At 73.6% G+C, this 19,958-nt stretch carries 18 protein-coding genes and 1 pseudogene; 5 read left to right on the plus strand and 14 right to left on the minus strand.

What is annotated here, in order from left to right; all coding sequences use genetic code 11:
- Positions 1 to 152 precede the first annotated feature (152 nt).
- The 4 genes from Ae505Ps2_RS25200 to Ae505Ps2_RS25215 are packed head-to-tail and all read right to left on the minus strand — an operon-like array spanning position 153 to position 6,002.
- The gene (locus Ae505Ps2_RS25200; protein WP_075311293.1) at positions 153 to 2,789 is read right to left on the minus strand and encodes a valine--tRNA ligase; all 2,637 of its coding nucleotides are present in this window, start codon (positions 2,787 to 2,789) and stop codon (positions 153 to 155) included.
- Positions 2,790 to 2,844: 55 nt separating this feature from the next.
- A complete protein-coding gene (locus Ae505Ps2_RS25205; RefSeq protein ID WP_051050458.1) occupies positions 2,845 to 4,188 on the minus strand; it encodes an acetamidase/formamidase family protein in 1,344 nt (447 codons plus the stop codon).
- Positions 4,189 to 4,233: 45 nt separating this feature from the next.
- Positions 4,234 to 4,806, minus strand: a complete 573-nt coding sequence (locus Ae505Ps2_RS25210) for a hypothetical protein (protein WP_139320212.1) — start codon at positions 4,804 to 4,806, stop codon at positions 4,234 to 4,236.
- Positions 4,806 to 6,002: an MFS transporter gene (locus Ae505Ps2_RS25215; protein WP_075554048.1), complete on the minus strand. Its 1,197-nt coding sequence runs from the start codon at positions 6,000 to 6,002 to the stop codon at positions 4,806 to 4,808. Before Ae505Ps2_RS25215 ends, Ae505Ps2_RS25210 begins: the two co-directional genes overlap by 1 nt.
- A gap of 63 nt (positions 6,003 to 6,065) precedes the next feature.
- Between Ae505Ps2_RS25215 and Ae505Ps2_RS25220 the strand changes: the two genes are divergently transcribed.
- Together Ae505Ps2_RS25220 and Ae505Ps2_RS33730 are read left to right on the plus strand one after the other, a co-directional pair.
- Positions 6,066 to 6,488 carry a PPOX class F420-dependent oxidoreductase gene (locus tag Ae505Ps2_RS25220; RefSeq protein WP_075311289.1) on the plus strand — a complete coding sequence of 141 codons (423 nt, stop codon included), beginning with the start codon at positions 6,066 to 6,068 and terminating at the stop codon, positions 6,486 to 6,488.
- A gap of 95 nt (positions 6,489 to 6,583) precedes the next feature.
- Positions 6,584 to 7,693 (plus strand): annotated as a pseudogene (locus tag Ae505Ps2_RS33730) (MFS transporter); the annotation flags it as partial.
- A 983-nt stretch (positions 7,694 to 8,676) separates the two neighbouring features.
- Here the strand turns inward: Ae505Ps2_RS33730 and Ae505Ps2_RS25230 are convergent.
- The 9 genes from Ae505Ps2_RS25230 to Ae505Ps2_RS25265 form a co-directional block, all read right to left on the minus strand.
- A complete protein-coding gene (locus Ae505Ps2_RS25230; protein WP_075311285.1) occupies positions 8,677 to 10,221 on the minus strand; it encodes an alkaline phosphatase D family protein in 1,545 nt (514 codons plus the stop codon).
- Between the two features lie 66 nt (positions 10,222 to 10,287).
- Positions 10,288 to 10,434 (minus strand): hypothetical protein, encoded by a 147-nt coding sequence (locus Ae505Ps2_RS32165; protein WP_020625699.1) that lies wholly within the window; start codon positions 10,432 to 10,434, stop codon positions 10,288 to 10,290.
- Entirely contained in the window at positions 10,431 to 11,816 is a 1,386-nt protein-coding gene (locus tag Ae505Ps2_RS25235; RefSeq protein ID WP_075311283.1) for an OFA family MFS transporter, read from the minus strand. Before Ae505Ps2_RS25235 ends, Ae505Ps2_RS32165 begins: the two co-directional genes overlap by 4 nt.
- A gap of 135 nt (positions 11,817 to 11,951) precedes the next feature.
- Positions 11,952 to 13,241, minus strand: coding sequence for an ATP-dependent Clp protease ATP-binding subunit ClpX (clpX, locus tag Ae505Ps2_RS25240; protein ID WP_075311281.1), 1,290 nt, complete (start codon positions 13,239 to 13,241; stop codon positions 11,952 to 11,954).
- Positions 13,242 to 13,412: 171 nt separating this feature from the next.
- The gene (locus Ae505Ps2_RS25245; RefSeq protein ID WP_051050275.1) at positions 13,413 to 14,075 is read right to left on the minus strand and encodes an ATP-dependent Clp protease proteolytic subunit; all 663 of its coding nucleotides are present in this window, start codon (positions 14,073 to 14,075) and stop codon (positions 13,413 to 13,415) included.
- 29 nt (positions 14,076 to 14,104) lie between these two features.
- Entirely contained in the window at positions 14,105 to 14,701 is a 597-nt protein-coding gene (locus tag Ae505Ps2_RS25250; protein WP_043280209.1) for an ATP-dependent Clp protease proteolytic subunit, read from the minus strand.
- Between the two features lie 294 nt (positions 14,702 to 14,995).
- The gene (gene tig / locus Ae505Ps2_RS25255; RefSeq protein ID WP_075554050.1) at positions 14,996 to 16,474 is read right to left on the minus strand and encodes a trigger factor; all 1,479 of its coding nucleotides are present in this window, start codon (positions 16,472 to 16,474) and stop codon (positions 14,996 to 14,998) included.
- 213 nt (positions 16,475 to 16,687) lie between these two features.
- Positions 16,688 to 17,005, minus strand: coding sequence for a hypothetical protein (locus Ae505Ps2_RS25260; RefSeq protein WP_075311278.1), 318 nt, complete (start codon positions 17,003 to 17,005; stop codon positions 16,688 to 16,690).
- Positions 17,006 to 17,079: 74 nt separating this feature from the next.
- Positions 17,080 to 17,253: a CsbD family protein gene (locus Ae505Ps2_RS25265; RefSeq protein WP_020625706.1), complete on the minus strand. Its 174-nt coding sequence runs from the start codon at positions 17,251 to 17,253 to the stop codon at positions 17,080 to 17,082.
- A 174-nt stretch (positions 17,254 to 17,427) separates the two neighbouring features.
- On the opposite strand from Ae505Ps2_RS25265, the gene Ae505Ps2_RS25270 reads away from it, so the two are divergent.
- From Ae505Ps2_RS25270 to Ae505Ps2_RS25280, 3 genes are read left to right on the plus strand one after another with little or no spacing between them, the layout of a single operon-like run.
- Complete coding sequence (locus Ae505Ps2_RS25270; protein ID WP_233147472.1) at positions 17,428 to 18,012, plus strand: sigma-70 family RNA polymerase sigma factor; 585 nt, start codon at positions 17,428 to 17,430, stop codon at positions 18,010 to 18,012.
- Positions 18,003 to 18,575 (plus strand): hypothetical protein, encoded by a 573-nt coding sequence (locus tag Ae505Ps2_RS25275; RefSeq protein WP_020625708.1) that lies wholly within the window; start codon positions 18,003 to 18,005, stop codon positions 18,573 to 18,575. The genes Ae505Ps2_RS25270 and Ae505Ps2_RS25275 overlap by 10 nt, the downstream gene beginning before the upstream one ends.
- A complete protein-coding gene (locus Ae505Ps2_RS25280) occupies positions 18,572 to 18,934 on the plus strand; it encodes an Asp23/Gls24 family envelope stress response protein (protein WP_075311276.1) in 363 nt (120 codons plus the stop codon). The genes Ae505Ps2_RS25275 and Ae505Ps2_RS25280 overlap by 4 nt, the downstream gene beginning before the upstream one ends.
- 128 nt (positions 18,935 to 19,062) lie before the next feature.
- Here the strand turns inward: Ae505Ps2_RS25280 and Ae505Ps2_RS25285 are convergent, their stop codons facing one another.
- Positions 19,063 to 19,881, minus strand: coding sequence for a (2Fe-2S)-binding protein (locus Ae505Ps2_RS25285; RefSeq protein ID WP_075554051.1), 819 nt, complete (start codon positions 19,879 to 19,881; stop codon positions 19,063 to 19,065).
- Between the last annotated feature and the right edge of the window lie 77 nt (positions 19,882 to 19,958).

Consider the following 19,958-nt stretch of genomic DNA (forward strand, 5'->3'; position numbering starts at 1 on the left):
CGGTGTCGCCGTCCGGGTCGCGGGCGTCCTCGGTGTCGCGGCCGAAGCCGCCCTCGGCCCACCGGTCCCCGCCGTAGGTCGGCGAGTCCTCCTCGGTGAAGTCGTTCCCGAGGTCGTGGCCGTAGTCGTCGTTCTCCCTCGCCACGGCGGGATCAGGCCTCCGGGAGCGCGGCGAGCCGCGCGGTGATGCGGTCGATGTCGGCGACGGCGGTCGCGTGCCGGGCACGGATCCCGTCGACGACCTCGGCCGGCGCCTTCTCGGTGAACTTCGGGTTGCCCAGCTTCTTGTCCGCCTGGTCACGCTCCTTCTCCGCGGCGGCGAGGTCGCGGCCGAGCCGGGCCCGCTCGGCGGCGACGTCGATCGCCCCCGAGGTGTCCAGCTCGACGGTGACCGGGCCGCCCGAGGTGGCGATCTCCAGGCTCGCGGTGGTGGAGAAGCCGTCACCGGCCGGGTCGAGGCGGGTGAGGAACCGCAGCGCGCGCTCGTGCGCGGCCAGCCCGGCGTCGCCGAGACCGGTCAGGCGGGCGGCGACGGCCTTGCGGTCGGGCAGCCCCTGCTCGGTGCGGAACCGGCGGACCTCGGTGATGACCTTCTGCGCGTCGGTGACCCGGGCCGTGGCGGCCGGGTCGACCGGCGCACCGGTGTCCCCGGCCGTCGGCCAGGCCGCGGTCACGACGGTCTCGCCGCCGGTCAGCGCGGTCCACAGCGCCTCGGTGACGAACGGCGCGATCGGGTGCAGCATCCGCAGCAGCGCGTCGAGGACGTGCCCGAGGATCGCCCGGGTGCCCGGCTCGGTGGCCGGGTCGTCGAGCTGGGTCTTGCACAGCTCGACGTACCAGTCGGCCAGCTCGTCCCACGCGAAGTGGTAGAGCCCCTCGGTCGCCTTCGCGAACTGGTAGCCGTCGAGCAGCTCGTCGGTCTGCGCGCGGACCTCGGCCAGGCGGCCCAGGATCCAGCGGTCGGCGTCGGTGCGGTCGGCCTCGGCGGGCAGCGGCAGGGCCGGGTCCGCCCCCTTGGACAGGGCGAACCGGGTGATGTTCCAGAGCTTGGTCGTGAAGTTCCGGGACCCGGCGACCCACTCCTCCGACAGCGACATGTCGGTGCCCGGGTTGGAGCCGCGGGCGATGGTGAAGCGCAGCGCGTCCGCGCCGTAGGTGTCGATCAGCGCGAGCGGGTCGATGACGTTGCCCTTGGACTTCGACATCTTCTTGCCGTGCTCGTCGCGGATGAGCCCGTGCAGGTAGACGTCGCGGAACGGGGCCTTCCCCATCACGTAGGTGCCGAACATCATCATCCGGACGACCCAGAAGAACAGGATGTCGTAGCCGGTGACCAGGACCGAGTTCGGGTAGTACTTCGCCAGGTCCGGGGTCTGCTCCGGCCAGCCGAGCGTGGAGAACGGCCACAGCCCGGAGGAGAACCAGGTGTCGAGGACGTCGGGGTCCTGGCGCCAGCCCTCGCCGGACGGCGGCTGCTCGTCCGGCCCGACGCAGACGACCTCGCCGGCCGGGCCGTACCAGACCGGGATGCGGTGTCCCCACCACAGCTGCCGGCTGATCGTCCAGTCGTGCATGTTGTCGACCCAGTCGAAGTACCGCTTGGCCTGCTCCTTCGGGTGCAGGACGGTCTCGCCGGAGCGGACGGCGTCCCCCGCCGAGCGGGCGAGCGGCTCGACCTTGACGAACCACTGCAGGCTCAGCCGCGGCTCGATCGGGACGCCGGTGCGCGAGCAGTGCCCGACCGAGTGCAGGTACGGCCGCTTCTCGGCGACGATGCGCCCCTGCGCGCGCAGCTCCTCGCGGATCGCGGCGCGCGCCTCGAACCGGTCCATGCCGTCGAAGCGGGTGCCGGTCCCGGCGATGGTGCCGGTCTCGTCCATGATCGTCGGCATCGGCAGGTCGTGGCGGCGGCCGACCTCGAAGTCGTTCGGGTCGTGCGCCGGGGTGATCTTGACGGCTCCGGAGCCGAACTCCGGGTCGACGTAGTCGTCGGCGACGACCGGGATCATCCGCCCGGTGATCGGCATCTCGATCTCGGTGCCGACCAGGTGCGCGTAGCGCTCGTCGTCGGGGTGGACGGCGACCGCGGTGTCACCCAGCATCGTCTCGATCCGGGTGGTCGCGACGACGACCGAAGCGTCGCCGTCGCCGTAGCGCATCGAGACGAGCTCGCCCTCGGTCTCGATGTGGTCGACCTCGATGTCGGAGATCGCCGAGCGCAGCGCCGGGGACCAGTTGACCAGGCGCTCGGCCCGGTAGATCAGCCCGTCGTCGAACATCTTCTTGAAGACGGTGGCGACCGCGCGGGACAGGCCCTCGTCGAGGGTGAAGCGCTCGCGGGACCAGTCGACGCCGTCGCCCAGGCGCTCCATCTGCCCGAGGATCGAGCCGCCGGACTCGGCCTTCCACTGCCAGACCTTCTCGACGAACGCCGCACGGCCGATCGCGTGCCGGTCCGGCTCCCCCGCGGCGGCCATCCGGCGCTCGACGACCGACTGGGTCGCGATCCCGGCGTGGTCCATGCCGGGCAGCCACAGCGCGTCGCGCCCCTGCATCCGGGCGCGCCGGGTCAGGACGTCGATGAGCGTGTGGTCCATCGCGTGGCCCAGGTGCAGGCTGCCGGTGACGTTCGGCGGCGGGATGACGATGCAGAACGGGTCGGCGTCCGACGACGGGTCGGCCCGGAAGTACCCGGCGTCGACCCAGCGGCGGTACATGTCGCCCTCTACCTCGCCCGGGGTCCACTTGGCGGGCAGGTCGGCGGTACGCGCTGGCAGGGTCTCGGTCACATGTCAAGTCTACGAGTCGACGGCGACCCGGTTCCCGGCCCCCGGACCGCCGCGCTCAGGACCGGAAGTGCGCCTTGGGGATGACCCCGTGCACCCCGACCGTCCGGTCCACCACCTGCGAGACCGCGAAGTCGGCGGCCGCGGAGAGGTAGGCGTACGCCGTCGCCCGGTCCATGCCCCGGTCGTCCTGCAGGAAGTCGAGTGCGTTGACCACGGCCCGGCGCATCGCGACGTCGAGGTCGGTCCCCTGGCCGCCGGTGCTCCCGTCCGGGTCGGAGAGCCCGATGGGCACCCAGGCGTCCGGGGTCTCGCCGAACGGGTAGCCGAAGGCCACCGAGGGGGCCGTGCCCTCCCCCGGCCGGCAGACGGTGAGCCGGAACGTGGCACGCAGTGAGCCCTCCAGCGCGGTCAGCGCGACCTCCCCGTCGCCCATCGCGAGGTGCGGGTCGCCGACGTGGAACAGCGCCCCCTCCGCGCGGACCGGCAGGTAGAACGCCGAGTCCGGGCCGAGCAGCCGGATGTCGATGTTGCCGCCGCCCAGGGTCGGCGGGATCGAGTTCAGCTCGGGGGCGTTCTCGGCGTCCGCCGCGGCGTGGGCCACCCCCATGGTGCCCATGAACGGGCGCAGCCCGAACGACACCTCCTGGCCCTCGCCGAAGGGCAGGTAGGCCTCCGGGCCGTCCGCGCCGTCGCGGACGGCGGTGAAGACCGAGACGTTGCCGTAGCGCGCGGGGTCGCCGGTCGCACGTCCGTCGGCGGCCGGTGGCGGCATCACCTCGTCGAGGGTGATCCCGGCGGGCGGCGCGCCGGACGCGGTGCGGCCGAGCGCCCCCTTCCCGTGTCTGCTGGAGACCACGCCGTAGGGCACCCGGGGCACCGCGGACAGGGTCTCGACCTTGAGGACGTCGCCGGGGCGCGCGCCCTCGACGAACACCGGGCCGGTGATGACGTGCGGGCCGTCGGCGTCGAAGTCGCGCGGGGTGCGGCGGTAGTCCCTGGCGACCGCGACGGCGTCGGACAGCACGCCGTCGGCCGCGACCCCGTGGCGCCCGAACCAGGCGACCGGGTCCCGGCCCTGGTCCTCCAGGATGCCCTCGTGGGAGACGGTGTCGATGGTGACCGTCTGCCCCGACCGCATCGTGAGCACCGGGGCGGCCCCGATCGCCGGGACGTAGCCCCAGCGCACGTCCGCCGGGTCGGACCCGAGGTAGTGGTCGCCGGGGATGTCGCCCACGCCGGGCTGCAGCGGCCCGTCCGGCAGGGTCGCGGCCACCGGGGCGGGGGCCACGGAGGCACTGCAGCCGACCAGTCCCCCGGCAGCGGTCACGGCCGCGGCCGCACGGAGGAAGTCGCGCCGGCCGAGTGCGGCGAGCAGCGGGCGGGGATCGGGGGGAGCCATGTCCACACCCTCACCCGCGTCCGTTACGTCCGGATCACCGCGCGTTTACGCCCGACCCGTGGGCAGCAGCAGGCACCAGGGCCGCGGCCATCCCAGCACCGCCGCGACGGCCGTCGGGTCCGCCCGGCGGAGCAGGCCCGGATCGAGGGCCCGCACCCGGCCGGAGCCGGGCTCGTAGACGCGCCACCGGCCGTCGTCGTCGATGCCCAGGACCAGAACCCAGTGCCGCGGCAGCCACCGGGACCCGACCAGCAGCGGGACCGGGCCGACGGCGGCGGGCACCGCGGCGAGCGCGTCGCGGGTCGCCGGGCGGATCCGGAACGGTCCGGCGGCGGGCGCGTGCCGGCGCAGCCACGCCCGCATCCCCCACGGCGTCGTCCCCAGCGCACGCGGCCAGAGCCGGTTGGCCTGGCGGTGCGCCGTCCGCTGCGCGGCGGCGAACCGGCCCGCCACCGCGCCGGGCCACCCCGAGCCGGTCAGCGCCGCGGTCACGACCAGCACCGACGGACCGCAGGTGACGCCGTCGACCTGGCCGCCGAGCAGGGTTCCGACGGGCGGGTACCGCGACGCCTCGTCGTCCACACCCCGGAGCCTGCCCGCCCCGGGCGCGGACGGCATCACGGCGCACCGTGGCGGCGGTCCAGCCGCACCGAGACCAGGGCCAGGACGACCGCACCGACCACCAACACCGCGCCGACCAGCGGCGGGGCGGTCAGTCCGAGGCCCCCGGCGATGGCGAGCCCGCCCAGCGCCGGGCCGAGCGCGTTGCCGACGTTGAACGCCGAGGTGTTGGTCGCGCTCGCCAGCGTCGGCGCCGCCCCGGCCAGCGCGAAGACCCGGGCGTTCAGCGGGGCCGACGCGACGAAGGCGACGAACCCGAGCCCGACCGCGATCGCCGGTGCTGCTCCGGGCAGCGTCGCCGTGGTCCCCAGCAGTGCGAGCAGGGTCGCGGCACCGCACAGCGCCCCGAACAGCGTCGGCCACGGATGACGGTCGGCCAGGCGACCCCCGAGCAGGATCCCCCCGATCGAGCCCAGCCCGGCGCCGAACTGCACGACGGGCACCCACCCCGGGGCGAGCCCGGCCACGAACACGAGCAGCGACGCGAGGTAGGCGAGCATCGCGATCATGCCCGCCTGGTAGAGCGCGGTCGTGCCCAGCGCGACCCACAGCCGGAGCCTGCGGAAGGCGACGAGCTCGGCGGACAGTCGTCGCGGCGGCTCCCCGCCCCCGCTGCGCGACACCAGGGCCCCCACCCCGGCCACCCCGAGCAGGGCCAGCGCCGCGATCGCCCAGAACGTCGCGCGCCAGCCGAACTGCTGACCGAGCACGGTGCCCAGCGGGATGCCGACGACGTTCGACACCGTCACCCCCGCCAGCAGCCGGGACAGCGCCCGCGCGCGGTCACCCGGCCCGACCGAGGACACGGTCACCACCGCCGCGACCGCCCAGAACCCGCCGGTGGCCACCGCCGTCAGCACCCGGACCGCCATGAGCAGGGGGTAGCCGGTGCACAGTGCCCCCACGACGTGCAGCACGGCCACGGCGAGCAGCATCGCGACGAGCGTCGTGCGCCGGGGCAGCCGCAGCGTCGCCACCGCCGCGGCCGGGGCCCCGACGACCATCCCGACCGCGAACCCGGAGATCAGGTACCCGGCCGCGGGGATGTCGACGCCGAGGTCCGCGGCCACCTCGGGCAGCAGGCCGGTGAGGACGAACTCGCTGGTCCCGAGGACGAACACGCAGAGCGCGAGGACCGTGACCACCCGCGGTACGGGGCGGCGGTGGACACCGGCGGTCGTCGTGCTCGCCATGTCCGCACCCCAGCACGGTGACGACGCCACCGTCATCCGGTTTCCGGGCCTAGGCTCGCCCGCATGACCGTTCTGACCCCCGAGGTCGTCGAGTTCCTCACCCACGGCACCCGCACCGGCATGCTCGGCTGGACGGCGAAGGACGGGCGTCCGCTCGTCGCGCCGGTCTGGTTCCTCGTCGAGGACGACGCGATCGTGTTCAACACCGGCGCCGACTCCGCGAAGGGCAGGGCGATCGTCCGCGACCCGCGCGTCGTGCTCACCGCTGACCTGCCCGAGCCGCCGTACGCCTTCGTGCAGGTGCAGGGTGTGGCCGAGACGAGCGGGGACCCCGACGAGCTCCTGCGCACCGCCACCGCGCTGGGCGGGCGCTACATGGGCGCGGACCGGGCCGAGGAGTTCGGCCGGCGCAACGGCGTGCCGGGCGAGCTCCTCGTCCGGATCCGCCCGACGAAGGTGATCGCGCACCTCGACATGACCGCCTGAGTTTGACCTGAAGCCGGGTTCAGCCCGCAGGGTCCACCTCCGGACGATGACTTCCGGGAACCGCACCGGTCCGTCCCCCGAGAGGACGGTGGACCATGACGCAGCTCGACCTCCGGCACGGCACCCAACGGGTCTTCGCACACCTGCTGGTGAGCACCCTGGTGGTGTCGGTCGTGAACTTCACGGTGTGGTTCGCCGTGACGTTCTGGGTGTTCCTGGAGACGGGGTCGGTCGCGGCGACCGGCATCATCGCCGGGATCTTCCTGGTGGCGACGGCGCTGACCGGCATCCCGTTCGGCGGGGTCGTCGACCGGTTCGGCACGCGCGCGGTCATGCAGGTCTCGGCGGCGGTGTCGGCCGTGGTCTACGCGCTGTGCCTGGCGCTGCTCCTGCTCGCGCCCGCCGACGCCTTCCGCGATCCCACGAGCCCGCTGCTGTGGACGCTGGTCGTCGCGCTGATGCTGGGGGTGATCGCCGGGAACCTGCGCACCATCGCGCTGCCGACGCTGGTCACCCTGCTCGTCCCGGCCCCGGTCCGGGACCGAGCCAACGGGCTGGTCGGCACCGCGACCGGGGTGTCCTTCCTGGTCACCTCGGTCGCGTCCGGGCTGCTCGTCGCGGTCGACGGGATGCGCACGGTGCTCGTCGCCGCGCTCGTCGTGCTCGTCGCGTCGCTGCTGCACCTGGCCCGGGTCCGGATCCCGGCCGTGCCCGCACCGGCCGGTCCGGCCGTCGCCGTGACCGTCGACGAGCGGGGCGGGCTCGACCTGCGCGGCACCGTCCGGCTCGTCGCGAGCGTGCCGGGGCTGCCCGCATTGATCGCGTTCTCCTGCGTGAACAACCTGCTCGGCGGGGCGTTCATGGCGCTGATGGACCCCTACGGCCTGTCCATGATGTCGGTCGCGGCCTGGGGGCTGCTGTGGGGCGTGCTGTCCGCCGGGGTGATCGTCGGCGGGCTGCTCGTCGCCCGGATCGGGCTGGGCAGCCGCCCGGTCCGGACCCTGCTGCTGGTCAACACCGTGCTGTGGGCCGCGACGATGCTGTTCCCGCTGCACGCCTCGATCGTCCTGCTGGCCCTGGGCATGGCGGTGTTCATGCTGCTCATGCCGTTCGCCGAAGCCGCCGAGCAGACCGTGCTGCAGCGGGTCGTGCCCTACGGGTGGCAGGGCCGGGTCTTCGGGTTCGCGCAGAGCGTGGAGCAGGCCGCGTCGCCGCTGACCGCATTCCTGCTGGCGCCGTTCACCGAGCTGGTGGTCGTGCCGTTCATGAGCGACGACGGCGCCGGTGCGGCCGCGATCGGGTCGTGGTTCGGCACCGGCACCGCGCGTGCGATCGCCCTGGTGTTCGTCGTCTGCGGCGCCCTCGGCGTGGTCCTGACCCTCGCCGCCCTGGCGAGCCGCCCCTACCGGCGGCTCTCCGCCGCCTACTCCGCCGCGCCCGCCACGGACCCGGACACCACCTCCGACACCGGTGCGCGCACGGCCGGGGCCCCGGCCACCCCCGTCGCGGTCCCGACGCCCCCGGCCGTCTTGGCCGCGACGTCCACCGCCCCCCGCACCCGCCGTCGCGGACCGGCGGCCCACGGACCCGGACGCCGCCCCTCCGGCGTGACCCGCCGCCGCCCCGCAACCACACCCCCTGGCCGGCGTCCACACCCGTTGCACCGGGTGTGGACGCCGGCCAGGGGGTGTGAACGCGGCCGACCGGCCGGGGATGCGGCGGTCGCTGCCGGTCGAGGGCCGGAGGCCGCCGGGCGCGGCGGAGTACCGGACCGCGACGGCACCCCGGGGTGGCGAGCATCGTCGGGCGCGCCGGGGTGCCGGGCGCCGCCGAGGCGGCCGGAGGGGCCTCGCGCACCCCGCGAGTGGCTGACGCACCCCCCGCGACGGGTGCGGCGACCTCGGGTGGGGTGCGGCGACCTCGGCTGGGGTGCGGCGACCTCGGGTGGGGTGCGGGGCTCTCGGGTCGGGGTGCGGCGCCGTCCAGCGGTGGGCGGCCGGTCATCAGGCCGCGGCAGGCCCCCGGGGACGGCGGGGACCCGGGGCACCACAGCGACCGGGCCACGACGGCGACCGCCCAGGCCCGTTCTCGCCCCTCCGGCCGTCCCGCCCCTCCGGCTGCCCCGGCCCGTCCCGCCCACCCCTCCGACACCGGCCGACCACCGGTCACCGGTCCCCCGGCGACAGCGTCAGGTCCGGCGGAGCGTGGTCGTCCAGAGGGAGACACCGGTCTGGTCGCGCAGGTGGACCTCCAGGGTCGCGCCGTCCGGGGCGACGTCGAGCTCCCCGAAGTGCTGGAACCCCTCCAGCGGGCTCGCGCCCTGCCGGGACGGTCCGCGCACGAACTCCGCCCGCGGGCCGAACGTCGGGTCGAGCTCGTTCGGGCCGAAGGCCCCGGCGTGCAGCGGGCCCGACACGAACTCCCAGAACGGGTCGAAGTCGGTGAACGCGGCGCGCTCGGGGGCGTAGTGGTGGGCGGCGGTGTAGTGCACGTCGGCGGTCACCCACACGACGTTGCGGACCCGCCGCCGGCGGATCCCGGCGAGCACCCCGGCGATCTCCGACTCGCGCCCGCTCGGCGGTCCGGGCACGCCGTTGGCGACGGCCTCCCAGGCGGTGTCGCCGTCGGGCACCAGGACCCCGATCGGCATGTCCGAGGCGACGATCTTCCAGGTCGCCCGGGACGACGCGAGCGCGTCGACGAGCCAGCGGGCCTGGGCCTGCCCGAGGATCCGCTCGCCACGGCCGGTGTTGGCGGAGTTCGCGCTGCGGTAGGTGCGCATGTCCAGCACGAACACCTCGACGTGCGGGCCGAACGGCATCCGCCGGTACACCCGTCCGTCGACGGCGGTGCGCGGGTCGACCGGCTGCCACTCGTGGAACGCGCGGAACCCGCGGGCCGCGAGCACGTCCACCCGCTTCTCGGTGTAGCGCTCCCCCACCTCACCGGTGAGGATCTCGCCGGGGTACCAGTTGTTGGTGACCTCGTGGTCGTCCCACTGCACGATCTGGCCGACCGAGGCGGCGAAGCGGCGCAGGTTGTCGTCGCGCAGGTTGTAGGCGAACTGGCCGCGGAACTCGGCGAGGGTCTCGGCGACCTTCGCCTTCGCCTCGGTCATCTCGTTGCGCCACACCCGGCCGTCGGGGAGCGTGACGGTCTCGGTGAGCGGGCCGTCGGCGTAGACGGTGTCGCCGGAGTGCAGGAACAGGTCGGGCTCGCGGTCGGCCATGGCGGAGAAGATCCGCATGCCGCCGGTGGCGCGGTCGATGCCCCAGCCCTGCCCGACGACGTCGCCGGACCACTGGATGCGCACCGGCTCGCCGCGGCCGGGGACCGCCCGGAAGGAGCCGGCCAGCGGGGCGCTCGCGGGGCCGCCGTCGAGCGGCTCGGCGACGACGCGGTAGTGCACCCGCCCCCGCGTCGCCGGGACCCGCAGCTTGCCGGTGAGGTCGGTGGCCGGGGTCAGCACCGGGCCGGGGATGCGCAGTGCCCGCCGGAAGTCCGGCGAGCCCGCGACCTCGACGACCATCCGCGACGGCCGGTCGGCCCGCGTCCAGACGAGCCCGGAGCCGGGCCGGACGTCACCGGCCGCGACACCGTGGGTCAGCAGCGGCCGGCCGGAGCGGACCAGCGCGGGGGCGGCGGCACCCGTGCCCGGCAGGACGAGGGCCGCGGCGCCGGCGAGACCACCGGCGGCCGCGGTGCGGAACAGGGAGCGTCGGGAAAGAGCCACGCCCGCCGTTCTAACCCGGACGGGTGAGGACGATCCGGACCGTCCGGGTGAACGGGAAGCGAAGTCTCAGCCGAACAGCGCGGGGATCTTCAGCACGAGCTCGTAGAGCCCGTAGGCGAACGGCACGCCGACCCACAACCAGGCCAGGACGGCGCCGACCCACTGCACCGGCCCCCAGGTCGACGACCCGCCGGTCTCGGCAACGCTGCTCACGCGGTCTCCTTCTGCTGTGTGGGGCCCTGGGCGGCCGCCGCCGTGGGCTCGTGGAACTTCCCGTCGACCGGCTTGATCAGCTCGTTGCAGACGAACGCGATGACCAGCAGGACGATCATGATGACGAACGCGGTCGTGTACCGGGCGGGGCCCTCGACGCCGGCGTCGATCCGCGCGTCGGCGATCGCGTTGACGATCAGCGGCCCGAGGACGCCCGCGGTGGACCACGCCGTCAGCAGCCGGCCGTGGATCGCGCCGACCTGGTAGGTGCCGAACAGGTCCCGCAGGTACGCCGGGACGGTGGCGAACCCGGCGCCGTAGAACGACAGGATCAGCACCGCGGCGACGATGAACAGCGCCCGCGACTGGTTCGGGATCAGCGTGATCAGCAGGTACAGCAGCGCGCCGACGCCCAGGTAGATGCGGTACATGTTCTTGCGGCCCAGCACGTCCGACAGCGACGACCAGGCGATGCGCCCGGCCGAGTTCGCCAGCGACAGGATCGCGACGAACCCGCCGGCCGCCGCGGCGAGGGTGGCCGTGGCGCCGTTCTCGGCGAAGAAGTCCTGGAAGATCGGTGAGGCCCGTTCCAGGATGCCGATGCCCGCGGTGACGTTGAAGCACAGCACCACCCACAGCAGCCAGAACTGCGGCGTGCGGATCGCGTTGTTCGCCGAGACGTTCCCGGTCGAGATCATCCCGCTCTTCCTGGCCGTCGACGGGTCCCAGCCCGGCGGCGTCCAGCCCTCGGCGGGCACCCGGATGAGGATCCAGCCGACCGACATGAAGACCAGGTAGATCAGGCCCATCGTGAGGAACGTGGACCCGATGCCGGAGGACGTGGCGTCGTCACCGGAGCCGCCGAACGCCGACAGCAGCGAGTTGGTGAGCGGGGTCGCGATGAGCGCGCCACCGCCGAAACCCATGATCGCCAGGCCGGTGGACAGGCCGGGGCGGTCCGGGAACCACTTGATCAGCGTGGAGACCGGCGAGATGTAGCCGATGCCCAGGCCGATGCCGCCGACGAAGCCGTAGCCCAGCACGACCAGCCAGTACTGCTCGGCGTAGAGGCCGAGACCCGAGATGAGGAACCCGGCGACGAAGCAGCTCGACGCGACGACCATCGCCCAGCGCGGGCCGTTGCTGTCGACCTTCGTGCCGAACAGCGCCGAGGACAGCCCCAGCATGATGATGCCGAGGGTGAAGGGCAGCGCCGTGGCGACGCCCGACAGGTCGAGCGCGGTCGCCAGCGGGGTCTTGAAGACGCTCCAGGCGTAGACCTGGCCGATCGCCAGGTGGATGGACAGCGCCGCCGGTGGGACGAGCCAACGGCTCCATCCGGGTGGAGCGACGATGCGCTCACGCGTGAGAAATCCGGACATCTCGCCCCTCCGTCGACTGTTGACGGAGCAACGCTAAGTAGTGCGGAAGGGTGCGGCAACCCGAGCCGGTCTCGATACGACAACGCCGGTCCCACCTGCTGGTGGGACCGGCGTCGGGTCGGTGCGTGCGGCGGCTCAGGCCGAGCGGTCGCGGCGCTCCCGGCGCTGCGGCTGGCGCGGGACGATCGTCGGGTTGACGTTGTCCTTCACCGTCTGGGCGGTCACGACGACCTTCGCCACGTCGTCGCGGCTGGGGATGTCGTACATCACCGGGAGGAGGACCTCCTCCATGATCGCCCGCAGGCCACGGGCGCCGGTACCACGCAGGATCGCCTGGTCGGCCACGGCGTCGAGGGCGTCCTCGGCGAACTCCAGCTCCACGCCGTCCATCTCGAACAGCTTGCGGTACTGCTTCACCAGGGCGTTCCGCGGCTCGGTCAGGATCTTGACCAGGGCGTCCTTGTCGAGCGAGGTCACCGAGGCGACGATCGGGAGCCGGCCGATGAACTCGGGGATCAGGCCGAACTTGATCAGGTCCTCGGGGAGGGTCTCCGCGAAGCGCTCCGCGGAGTCCAGGTCCTTCTTCGAGCGGATGTCGGCGCCGAAGCCGATGCCGGACTGCCCGACCCGCTCGCCGATGATCCGCTCCAGCCCGGCGAAGGCGCCGGCCACGATGAACAGGACGTTCGTCGTGTCGATCTGGATGAACTCCTGGTGCGGGTGCTTGCGACCGCCCTGCGGCGGGACGCTCGCGGTGGTGCCCTCGATGATCTTCAGCAGCGCCTGCTGCACGCCCTCGCCGGACACGTCACGGGTGATCGACGGGTTCTCCGACTTCCGCGCGATCTTGTCGACCTCGTCGATGTAGATGATGCCGGTCTCGGCGCGCTTCACGTCGTAGTCGGCGGCCTGGATGAGCTTGAGCAGGATGTTCTCGACGTCCTCGCCCACGTAGCCGGCCTCGGTGAGGGCGGTCGCGTCGGCGATGGCGAACGGGACGTTGAGCATCTTGGCCAGCGTCTGCGCCAGGTAGGTCTTGCCGCAGCCGGTGGGGCCGAGCATCAGGATGTTCGACTTGGCGATCTCGATGCCGTCGGAGGCGTCGCCGCCCGCGGCACGGCTGCGCTCGCCGGCCTGGATGCGCTTGTAGTGGTTGTAGACCGCCACCGACAGCGTGCGCTTGGTGGTGGCCTGACCGACGACGTACTGGTCGAGGAACTCGTGGATCTCGGTGGGCTTGGGCAGCTCGTCGAGCTTGACCTCACCGGCCTCGGCCAGCTCCTCCTCGATGATCTCGTTGCAGAGATCGATGCACTCGTCGCAGATGTAGACGCCGGGGCCGGCGATGAGCTTCTTGACCTGCTTCTGGCTCTTCCCGCAGAACGAGCACTTGAGCAGGTCCCCGCCGTCGCCGATGCGTGCCATAGGTGTCGATCCCCAGTCCTGGTCCGGCGTTCTCGCGTCGCGCCCGTCGCCCCGTGCCGGGTTGACGGTACCTGCCCGCGGCCCGCACGGGGACCGGAAGCGGTGTCCGGTTCCCCGGCGGGTCGCCGGGCGGTCACCGGCGGCCGGATCCGGCCGCCGGTGACCCGGGTGTCACTTGCCGCCGGCGGTACCGGACAGCTTGCGGCTCTGCACGATCTCGTCGACCAGGCCGTAGTCCTTGGCCTCCTCGGCCGTGAGGATCTTGTCCCGGTCGATGTCCTCGCGCACCTGCTCCGCGGTCCGGTTGGAGTGCCGCGCGATGACCTCCTCCATCCGCTTGCGGATGCGGGAGATCTCCGCCGCCTGGATCTCCAGGTCCGACACCTGGCCGTACACGCCCTGGGTGGCCGGCTGGTGGATCAGGATGCGGGCGTTCTCGACCGCCATGCGGCGGCCCGGGGTACCGGCGCACAGCAGCACGGCCGCCGCCGACGCCGCCTGCCCGAGGCAGACGGTCTGGATGTCGGGCCGGATGAACTGCATCGTGTCGTAGATCGCCATCAGCGACGTGAACGACCCGCCCGGCGAGTTGATGTACAGCGAGATCTCGCGGTCCGGGTCGAGCGACTCGAGCACCAGCAGCTGGGCCATGGTGTCGTTCGCCGAGGTGTCGTTGATCTGCTCACCGAGGAAGATGATGCGCTCCTCGAAGAGCTTGTTGTACGGGTTCGACTCCTTGACCCCGTAGCTGGTGCGCTCCACGTACGACGGGAGCACGTACCGGGAACGGGCCGGGTCCGGCGCCCAGCCGCCGGGGCCGCGCAGGTCGGTCATCGACTCCGGGTGGCGCGGGTCGAAGGTGCTCACTGGGCGCTCCCGTTCTGCTCGCCGATCCGGCCCGCGTGCGTGACGACGTGGTCGACGAAGCCGTAGTCCTTGGCCTCCTGCGCGGAGAACCAGCGGTCGCGGTCGGAGTCACGCTCGATGGTCTCGACCGACTGACCGGTGTGCTGGGCGATCAGCTCCGCCATCTCCCGCTTGGTGCGGCGGAACTGCTCGGCCTGGATGGTGATGTCGGCTTCCGTGCCGCCGACGCCGGCGGACGGCTGGTGCATCATGATCCGCGCGTGCGGCAGCGCCGAGCGCTTGCCCGGGGTGCCCGCCGACAGCAGGAACTGCCCCATCGACGCGGCCATGCCCATCGCCGTGGTCGCCACGTCGCACGGGATCAGGTTCATCGTGTCGAAGATGGCCATGCCGTCGGTGACCGAGCCACCGGGCGAGTTGATGTAGAGCTCGATGTCCTTGTCCGGGTCCTCGGCCGCGAGCAGCAGCATCTGCGCCGCGATGCGGTTCGAGATCTCCGCGTCCACCTGCTGACCGAGCACGATGATGCGCTGCTGGAGCAGGCGGTCGTACACGGAGTCGGACAGCGACATAGCGCTGATGCCGGACCGCATCTGCGGCCCGGTGCCGCGGCCCGCGGACGGGCCGGTGTCCTGCTGGCTCACTTCACCCTGCTTTCCGAAGTCGGGCCCGCTCCCGCGGCGCGGACGCCGTGGGAGGGGGTCCCGGAGTCTTCCTCTGGATCGCTCTCGGTTCTCCGGTGTCGGGTCTTGCGAACCCGTTCACGGTCCGGTGGGGACCGGTTCGGGGCCGACCCTACGCGGAGCGGGGGCCCCGCGTAGGGAACGACGCCCGATGTTCGCCGACAGCGCACGGCACGTCGTGCGAGGCCGGGTGACGACGGCCGGTCAGGCCTTCGCGTCGGCCTTGTCGGAGGCCTTGTCGGAGGCCTCGTCGCTGGTGGTCTCCGCGGTGGTGTCGGCGGTGTCGGCGGCCTCGTCGGCGGTGTCGGCGGCACCGTCCACATCGGTCGCGGGGACCTCCTCGACGGTGGTCTCGTCCTCGTCCGGCCCGAGCAGGTCGGACAGGTCGACGACCTCGCCACCCGGGAGGGTGACGGTCGCCGCGCGCACGGCGGTGATCAGCGCCTTGGAGCGGCGCACGTCCTGGTAGATCACGCCGAGCTGGCCGGCCTGCTGGATCTGCTGGACGAACTGCTCGGGGGCCATGCCGTACTGCTGGGCCTGGTACATGATCCGCTCGGTGAGCTCCTGGTCCCCGACCGAGATCTCCTCGCGGTCGGCCAGGGTGTCGAGCACGAGGCGGTAGCGGACGGCCTTCTCGGCCTCCTCGCGCGTCTCGGTGTCGAACTGCTCGCGGGTCTTGTCCTGCGAGGAGAGGAACTCGCCGAACTTGTCCTCGTCGTGGTCGAAGGCGTGCACCGCGTCGTGGGTGCGGGTCTCGACCTCGGCCGCGACGACCGACTCCGGCAGCGGCACCTCGGTGTCCTCGACGAGCTTGTCCAGGAGACGGTCGCGGGCCTGCGCGGCCTGCTCCATCCGCTTGGACCGGCCCAGGCGCTCGCGCAGGTTCTCGGTCAGCTCGTCGAGGGTGTCGAACTCCGACGCCAGCTGGGCGAACTCGTCGTCGGCGTCGGGGAGGTTGCGCTCCTTCACGGTGGTCACCTTGACGGTGATCTCCGCGTCGGAGTCCGCGTGCTCGCCGGCGACCAGCTTCGAGGTGAAGGTCTTCTCCTCGCCGGCCGACATGCCCTCGATGGCCTCGTCGATGCCGTCGATGAGACCGCCCTGGCCGACCTCGTAGGAGAAGCCGGTCGTGGTGGCCTCCTCGATCGGCGTGCCGTCGACGGCGGCGGAGAGGTCGATCTGGACGTAGTCGCCCTTCTGCGCCGGGCGGTCGACACCGGCCAGGGTGCCGAAACGGGCGCGCAGCTGGTCGAGCTGCTCGGTGACCTCGTCCTCGGTCACCTCGGTCTCGTCGACCTCGACGGTCAGGCCGTCCAGGTCGGGGAGGGTGATCTCGGGGCGGACGTCGACCTCGGCGGTGAACGCGATGCGCTCGCCGTCGGCGATCTCGGTGACCTCGATGTCGGGCCGGCCGATCGGCTTGACGTCCTCGGACGTCACCACGGCCTCCTGGTACTTCACCGGGATCGCGGCGTTCACGACCTCGTCCAGGACGGGGCCACGGCCGATCCGGGCCTCCAGGATGCGGGCCGGCGCCTTGCCCGGGCGGAAGCCGGGGATGCGGACCTGCTGGGCGATCTTCTTGTACGCGCGGTCGAAGTCGGGCTTGAGCTCGTCGAACGGCACCTCGACGTTGATCCGGACGCGCGTCGGGCTGAGGTGCTCGACGGTGCTCTTCACGGTGGAACTCCTTGGGGCGGTACGAGTGATGCATCGGGCCGCGGCTCGCGCGGCCCCCGGTCGGTGGCCCCGCCCGCCGGCGCCGGACGATCCCGGCTCTCGCGCCGGGCGTCCCGTGCCACCGGCCGCCGGGTACGTGGGACGCGCCCGGTGACGGCGGGGCTCGCGCGAGTTTAGGCGAGCCCGGTCACCGTGCGACGGCCCGGGCGCGGGTCACGGTGCGGCGGGGCCCTCGACACCGCCGGCCGCACCGACGCCGGCGACGGTCACGTCCACGGCCAGGGTGTCGTCACCGAGGACGGCGCGGACCCGGTCGGCGACCTCGTCGGCGACCTCCGCGAAGGGCCTGCCCAGCCGGAGGACGACGGCGATCTCGACCGGGTCGGCCAGCCGCACACCCTGGACCCGGTGCCCGGGCAGGTACGACGCGATCGCGCCGAACGGGCCGCCGTCGAGGCGCAGCACCGAGGGGTGGGCCAGCACGGCGTCCGCGACGGCCTGCGGGCCGGGTCCTGCGGCGGGGTCGGTCACGGGGCCGGACCTTAGCGACAGACGACGGCGGCGGCACCCCGCTGTGGGGTGCCGCCGCCGTCGTGGTGCGCGGGTCAGCTCTTGAAGGTGTCCTTGAGCTTCTCGCCGGCCTGCTTCAGGTTGCCGGTGGCCTGGTCGGCCTTGCCCTCGGCCTGCAGGTCCTTGTCGTCGGTCGCCTCGCCGGTGGCCTCCTTGGCCTTGCCACCCAGCTCCTCGGCCTTGTTGCTGATCTTGTCTCCGAGACCCATGGAACTCACCTGCTTCCCGGTCGCGTGTCCGGCGGGCGGGGGTGCCCGCCGGTCGCTACCGTCCTCGACGAGTGGGGACTACCCCCACCTTCCACCGCTCACACCCCGACGGGGCCGTCCATGGTGAACGCGCAGGTCAGCGGCCCACCGGCCGCCCGACCACCGAGCCCTGACGTGCCGTCGGCACAGCCGGCACGGGTGCCGTCGCGGGCCGAGCTGGACGAGACCACGCTGGTCGTCCGGGCCCAGGACGGCGACGTCGGCGCGTTCGAGGAGCTGGCCCGCCGCCACCAGAACGCCCTGTTCCGGGTCGCGGTCCGGGTCCTCGGCGACGCCACCGACGCCGAGGACGCCCTGCAGGACGCGCTCATCGACGCCTGGCGGCGGATCGGCACCTTCCGCGGCGAGGCGGCCTTCTCCACCTGGATGTACCGGATCGTCACCCACCGCTGCACCGCACTGGCACGGCGGAGACGACGGACCGACCCGCTCCCGACCGACGACGGTCCGGGCGCGCCGGCCGACGACCGCTCCCCCACCCCGGAGCGGGCCGCCGAGGTCGACGCGGAGATGGCGGCACTGTCGCGGGCGGTCGCGTCGCTGCCGGAGGATCAGCGCACGGCGTGGGTGCTGCGGGAGCTGGAGGGGCTGGGCTACAGCGAGATCTCCCAGATCACCGGGGCGGGCGAGACCGCCGTCCGCGGCCGGATCCACCGGGCGCGCGGAGCACTGGCGGAGAGGATGCGGGCATGGCGGTAGGGAGGACCGGGGCGGACCGCGTCGAGCCGCTGGCCTGCGGCCGGGACGCCGCCGACGTCTGGGACCACGCGGAGGAGGGCGTGCTCGACGAGCACGAGCTGACCTGTCCGCACTGCGTGCGCGCACGCGCCGACCACGACCGGCTCGGCGGGCTGGTGGCGAGGATGGCGGCCGAGCCGCTGCGGCCGCCGCCGTCGGTGCTGGAACAGGTGATGGGCGCGGTCGTCGCGGACCTGCGCCCGCACGAGCTGCTCACCCTCGGCCCGGACGCGTGGCTCGGCAGGCCAACCGCCGAGGCGGCGCTGCGCCACGTCGTGGACACGATGGACGGGCTGCGGGCCCGCCGCTGCCGGATCGAGCAGCTCCGCGACCCGGACGGTTCCGCGGACGGCCCGCCCGCGGTGTGGGTGCGGGTGACGGTCGCCGCGCGGTTCGGCGTCGACCTCGCGTCGGTCACCGCCCGCGTCCGGCAGATGATGATCTCGGCCGGGGACCGCACGCTCGGCGTGCCGATCGCCGGGGTGGACATCCTCGTCGAGGACCTCTGGGAGGAGCCGGCATGAGCGGGCCGACGACGGTGTCCGTCTCCGACCTGGCCGTCGCGCGGGTGGCGGCGCGACGGGTCCGGCGGGTCCCGGGGGTCGTGGCGCTGATGGGCGACGTCGCGCACACCCTGCTGGGACTGGCCGCGGACTGGCTGCCCCGCGACCCGGTGCCCGAGGAGCTGCGGGTGCAGGGCCTGGTCGCGTCGGTGCACGGGCACGAGGCCGAGATCCGGGTGACGGTGGGTGTGCGGTTCGGCACGAACTGCGCCGAGCTGGCCGAACGGGTGCGCCGGGAGGTGGCCGAGGAGGTCGCGACGGTGTGCGGCCTCGACGCCCGGGTGCGGGTCACCGTCGCCGACATCGTGCTGCCGGCCTGAGCTCCGCCCGGCGCCGCCCTGGCACGCCTGCGCCGCCTGCGCTGCCTGCGACCCGGGGCGCTGCCGGGCCGCGCCGGAGGACGGGGCGGTGCCGGGGGGCGGTGTCCGGGGGCGGTGCGGTGTCCCGGTCAGGCGCGGCCGGCGAGCACGCAGTCGCCGCAGGTCCCGCCGCCGGGGGCGCGGACGTAGAGGCAGCAGGAGCGGCGCCGGAACGCCCACTCGGTGTCCGGGTCGGTGTCGTCGAGACGGAGCAGGCGCCCGGTCGCCCCCGAGGGCAACGGCCCGCGCAGCACCGGCTGGTCGACGAGCGCGTCGAGCAGGGCCAGGTACCGACGCCGGTCCGGGCGCCGCACGGCCTCCATGACCCGCGCCGCCCCGCCGATCGAGGACACCACGTTGCCGCGCAGCACCCGCGGCGACACCGCGGCGCGGACGGCGACGGCGGCGTACAGCGGCTCCAGATGGGCGTCGGCGAGCTCCCGGGCGAGCAGGTCCGCGGCGCCCGCCGGGTCGACGGCGACGTCCGGGGTGGCGATGCCGGTGGCCCCGGCGGGCAGGGCGGCCGCCCACGGGTCGGCTGCGCCCGGGTCCCGGCGCAGCTCCCCGAGCGACGGGAGGACACCGTGCAGGGCCACGGCCGCGAAGGGCATGGACACGATCCGCGCCGCGAGCCCCATCACCGCGACCGATGCCCCGACCCGCCGGTCCCCGCCGAGCGCGGTGGTGACCTCGTCGATCCGCCGGCCGAGCGGGTCCGGGCCACCGACCACGGGCGCGGCGTAGAGCGCGTCCCACCGGACGGTGCCGGACGCGGCGGGCGTCGCCACCGCGAACCAGGGACCGATCGTGGCGACATCGGCGAGCACCGCGGCGACCCGTTCGTCGGACACCCGGTCGGGTGAGGACGGCGGCGGCCCGGCGGCGGGCGTGTGCGGCGACGCGTTCATCGCGCCCAGTCTCCCCCGGTTCCCGGGACGCGGCGCGTAACGACCCGCTCCCGCACGGCGATCCCACGCAGTAGACG

Origin of the sequence: Pseudonocardia sp. Ae505_Ps2 (assembly GCF_001932425.1) — a bacterium.
Classification (GTDB): Bacteria; Actinomycetota; Actinomycetes; order Mycobacteriales; family Pseudonocardiaceae; genus Pseudonocardia.

Bases quoted from the DNA above. Each gene is read 5' to 3' on its own strand.
- Ae505Ps2_RS25205 (WP_051050458.1), bottom strand. From the start codon at position 4,188: ATGGCTCCCCCCGATCCCCGCCCGCTGCTCGCCGCACTCGGCCGGCGC.
- Ae505Ps2_RS25210 (WP_139320212.1), bottom strand. From the start codon at position 4,806: ATGCCGTCCGCGCCCGGGGCGGGCAGGCTCCGGGGTGTGGACGACGAG.
- Ae505Ps2_RS25215 (WP_075554048.1), bottom strand. From the start codon at position 6,002: ATGGCGAGCACGACGACCGCCGGTGTCCACCGCCGCCCCGTACCGCGG.
- Ae505Ps2_RS25220 (WP_075311289.1), top strand. From the start codon at position 6,066: ATGACCGTTCTGACCCCCGAGGTCGTCGAGTTCCTCACCCACGGCACC.
- Ae505Ps2_RS25235 (WP_075311283.1), bottom strand. From the start codon at position 11,816: ATGTCCGGATTTCTCACGCGTGAGCGCATCGTCGCTCCACCCGGATGG.
- clpX (WP_075311281.1), bottom strand. From the start codon at position 13,241: ATGGCACGCATCGGCGACGGCGGGGACCTGCTCAAGTGCTCGTTCTGC.
- Ae505Ps2_RS25245 (WP_051050275.1), bottom strand. From the start codon at position 14,075: ATGACCGACCTGCGCGGCCCCGGCGGCTGGGCGCCGGACCCGGCCCGT.
- Ae505Ps2_RS25250 (WP_043280209.1), bottom strand. From the start codon at position 14,701: ATGCGGTCCGGCATCAGCGCTATGTCGCTGTCCGACTCCGTGTACGAC.
- Ae505Ps2_RS25265 (WP_020625706.1), bottom strand. From the start codon at position 17,253: ATGGGTCTCGGAGACAAGATCAGCAACAAGGCCGAGGAGCTGGGTGGC.
- Ae505Ps2_RS25275 (WP_020625708.1), top strand. From the start codon at position 18,003: ATGGCGGTAGGGAGGACCGGGGCGGACCGCGTCGAGCCGCTGGCCTGC.
- Ae505Ps2_RS25280 (WP_075311276.1), top strand. From the start codon at position 18,572: ATGAGCGGGCCGACGACGGTGTCCGTCTCCGACCTGGCCGTCGCGCGG.
- Ae505Ps2_RS25285 (WP_075554051.1), bottom strand. From the start codon at position 19,881: ATGAACGCGTCGCCGCACACGCCCGCCGCCGGGCCGCCGCCGTCCTCA.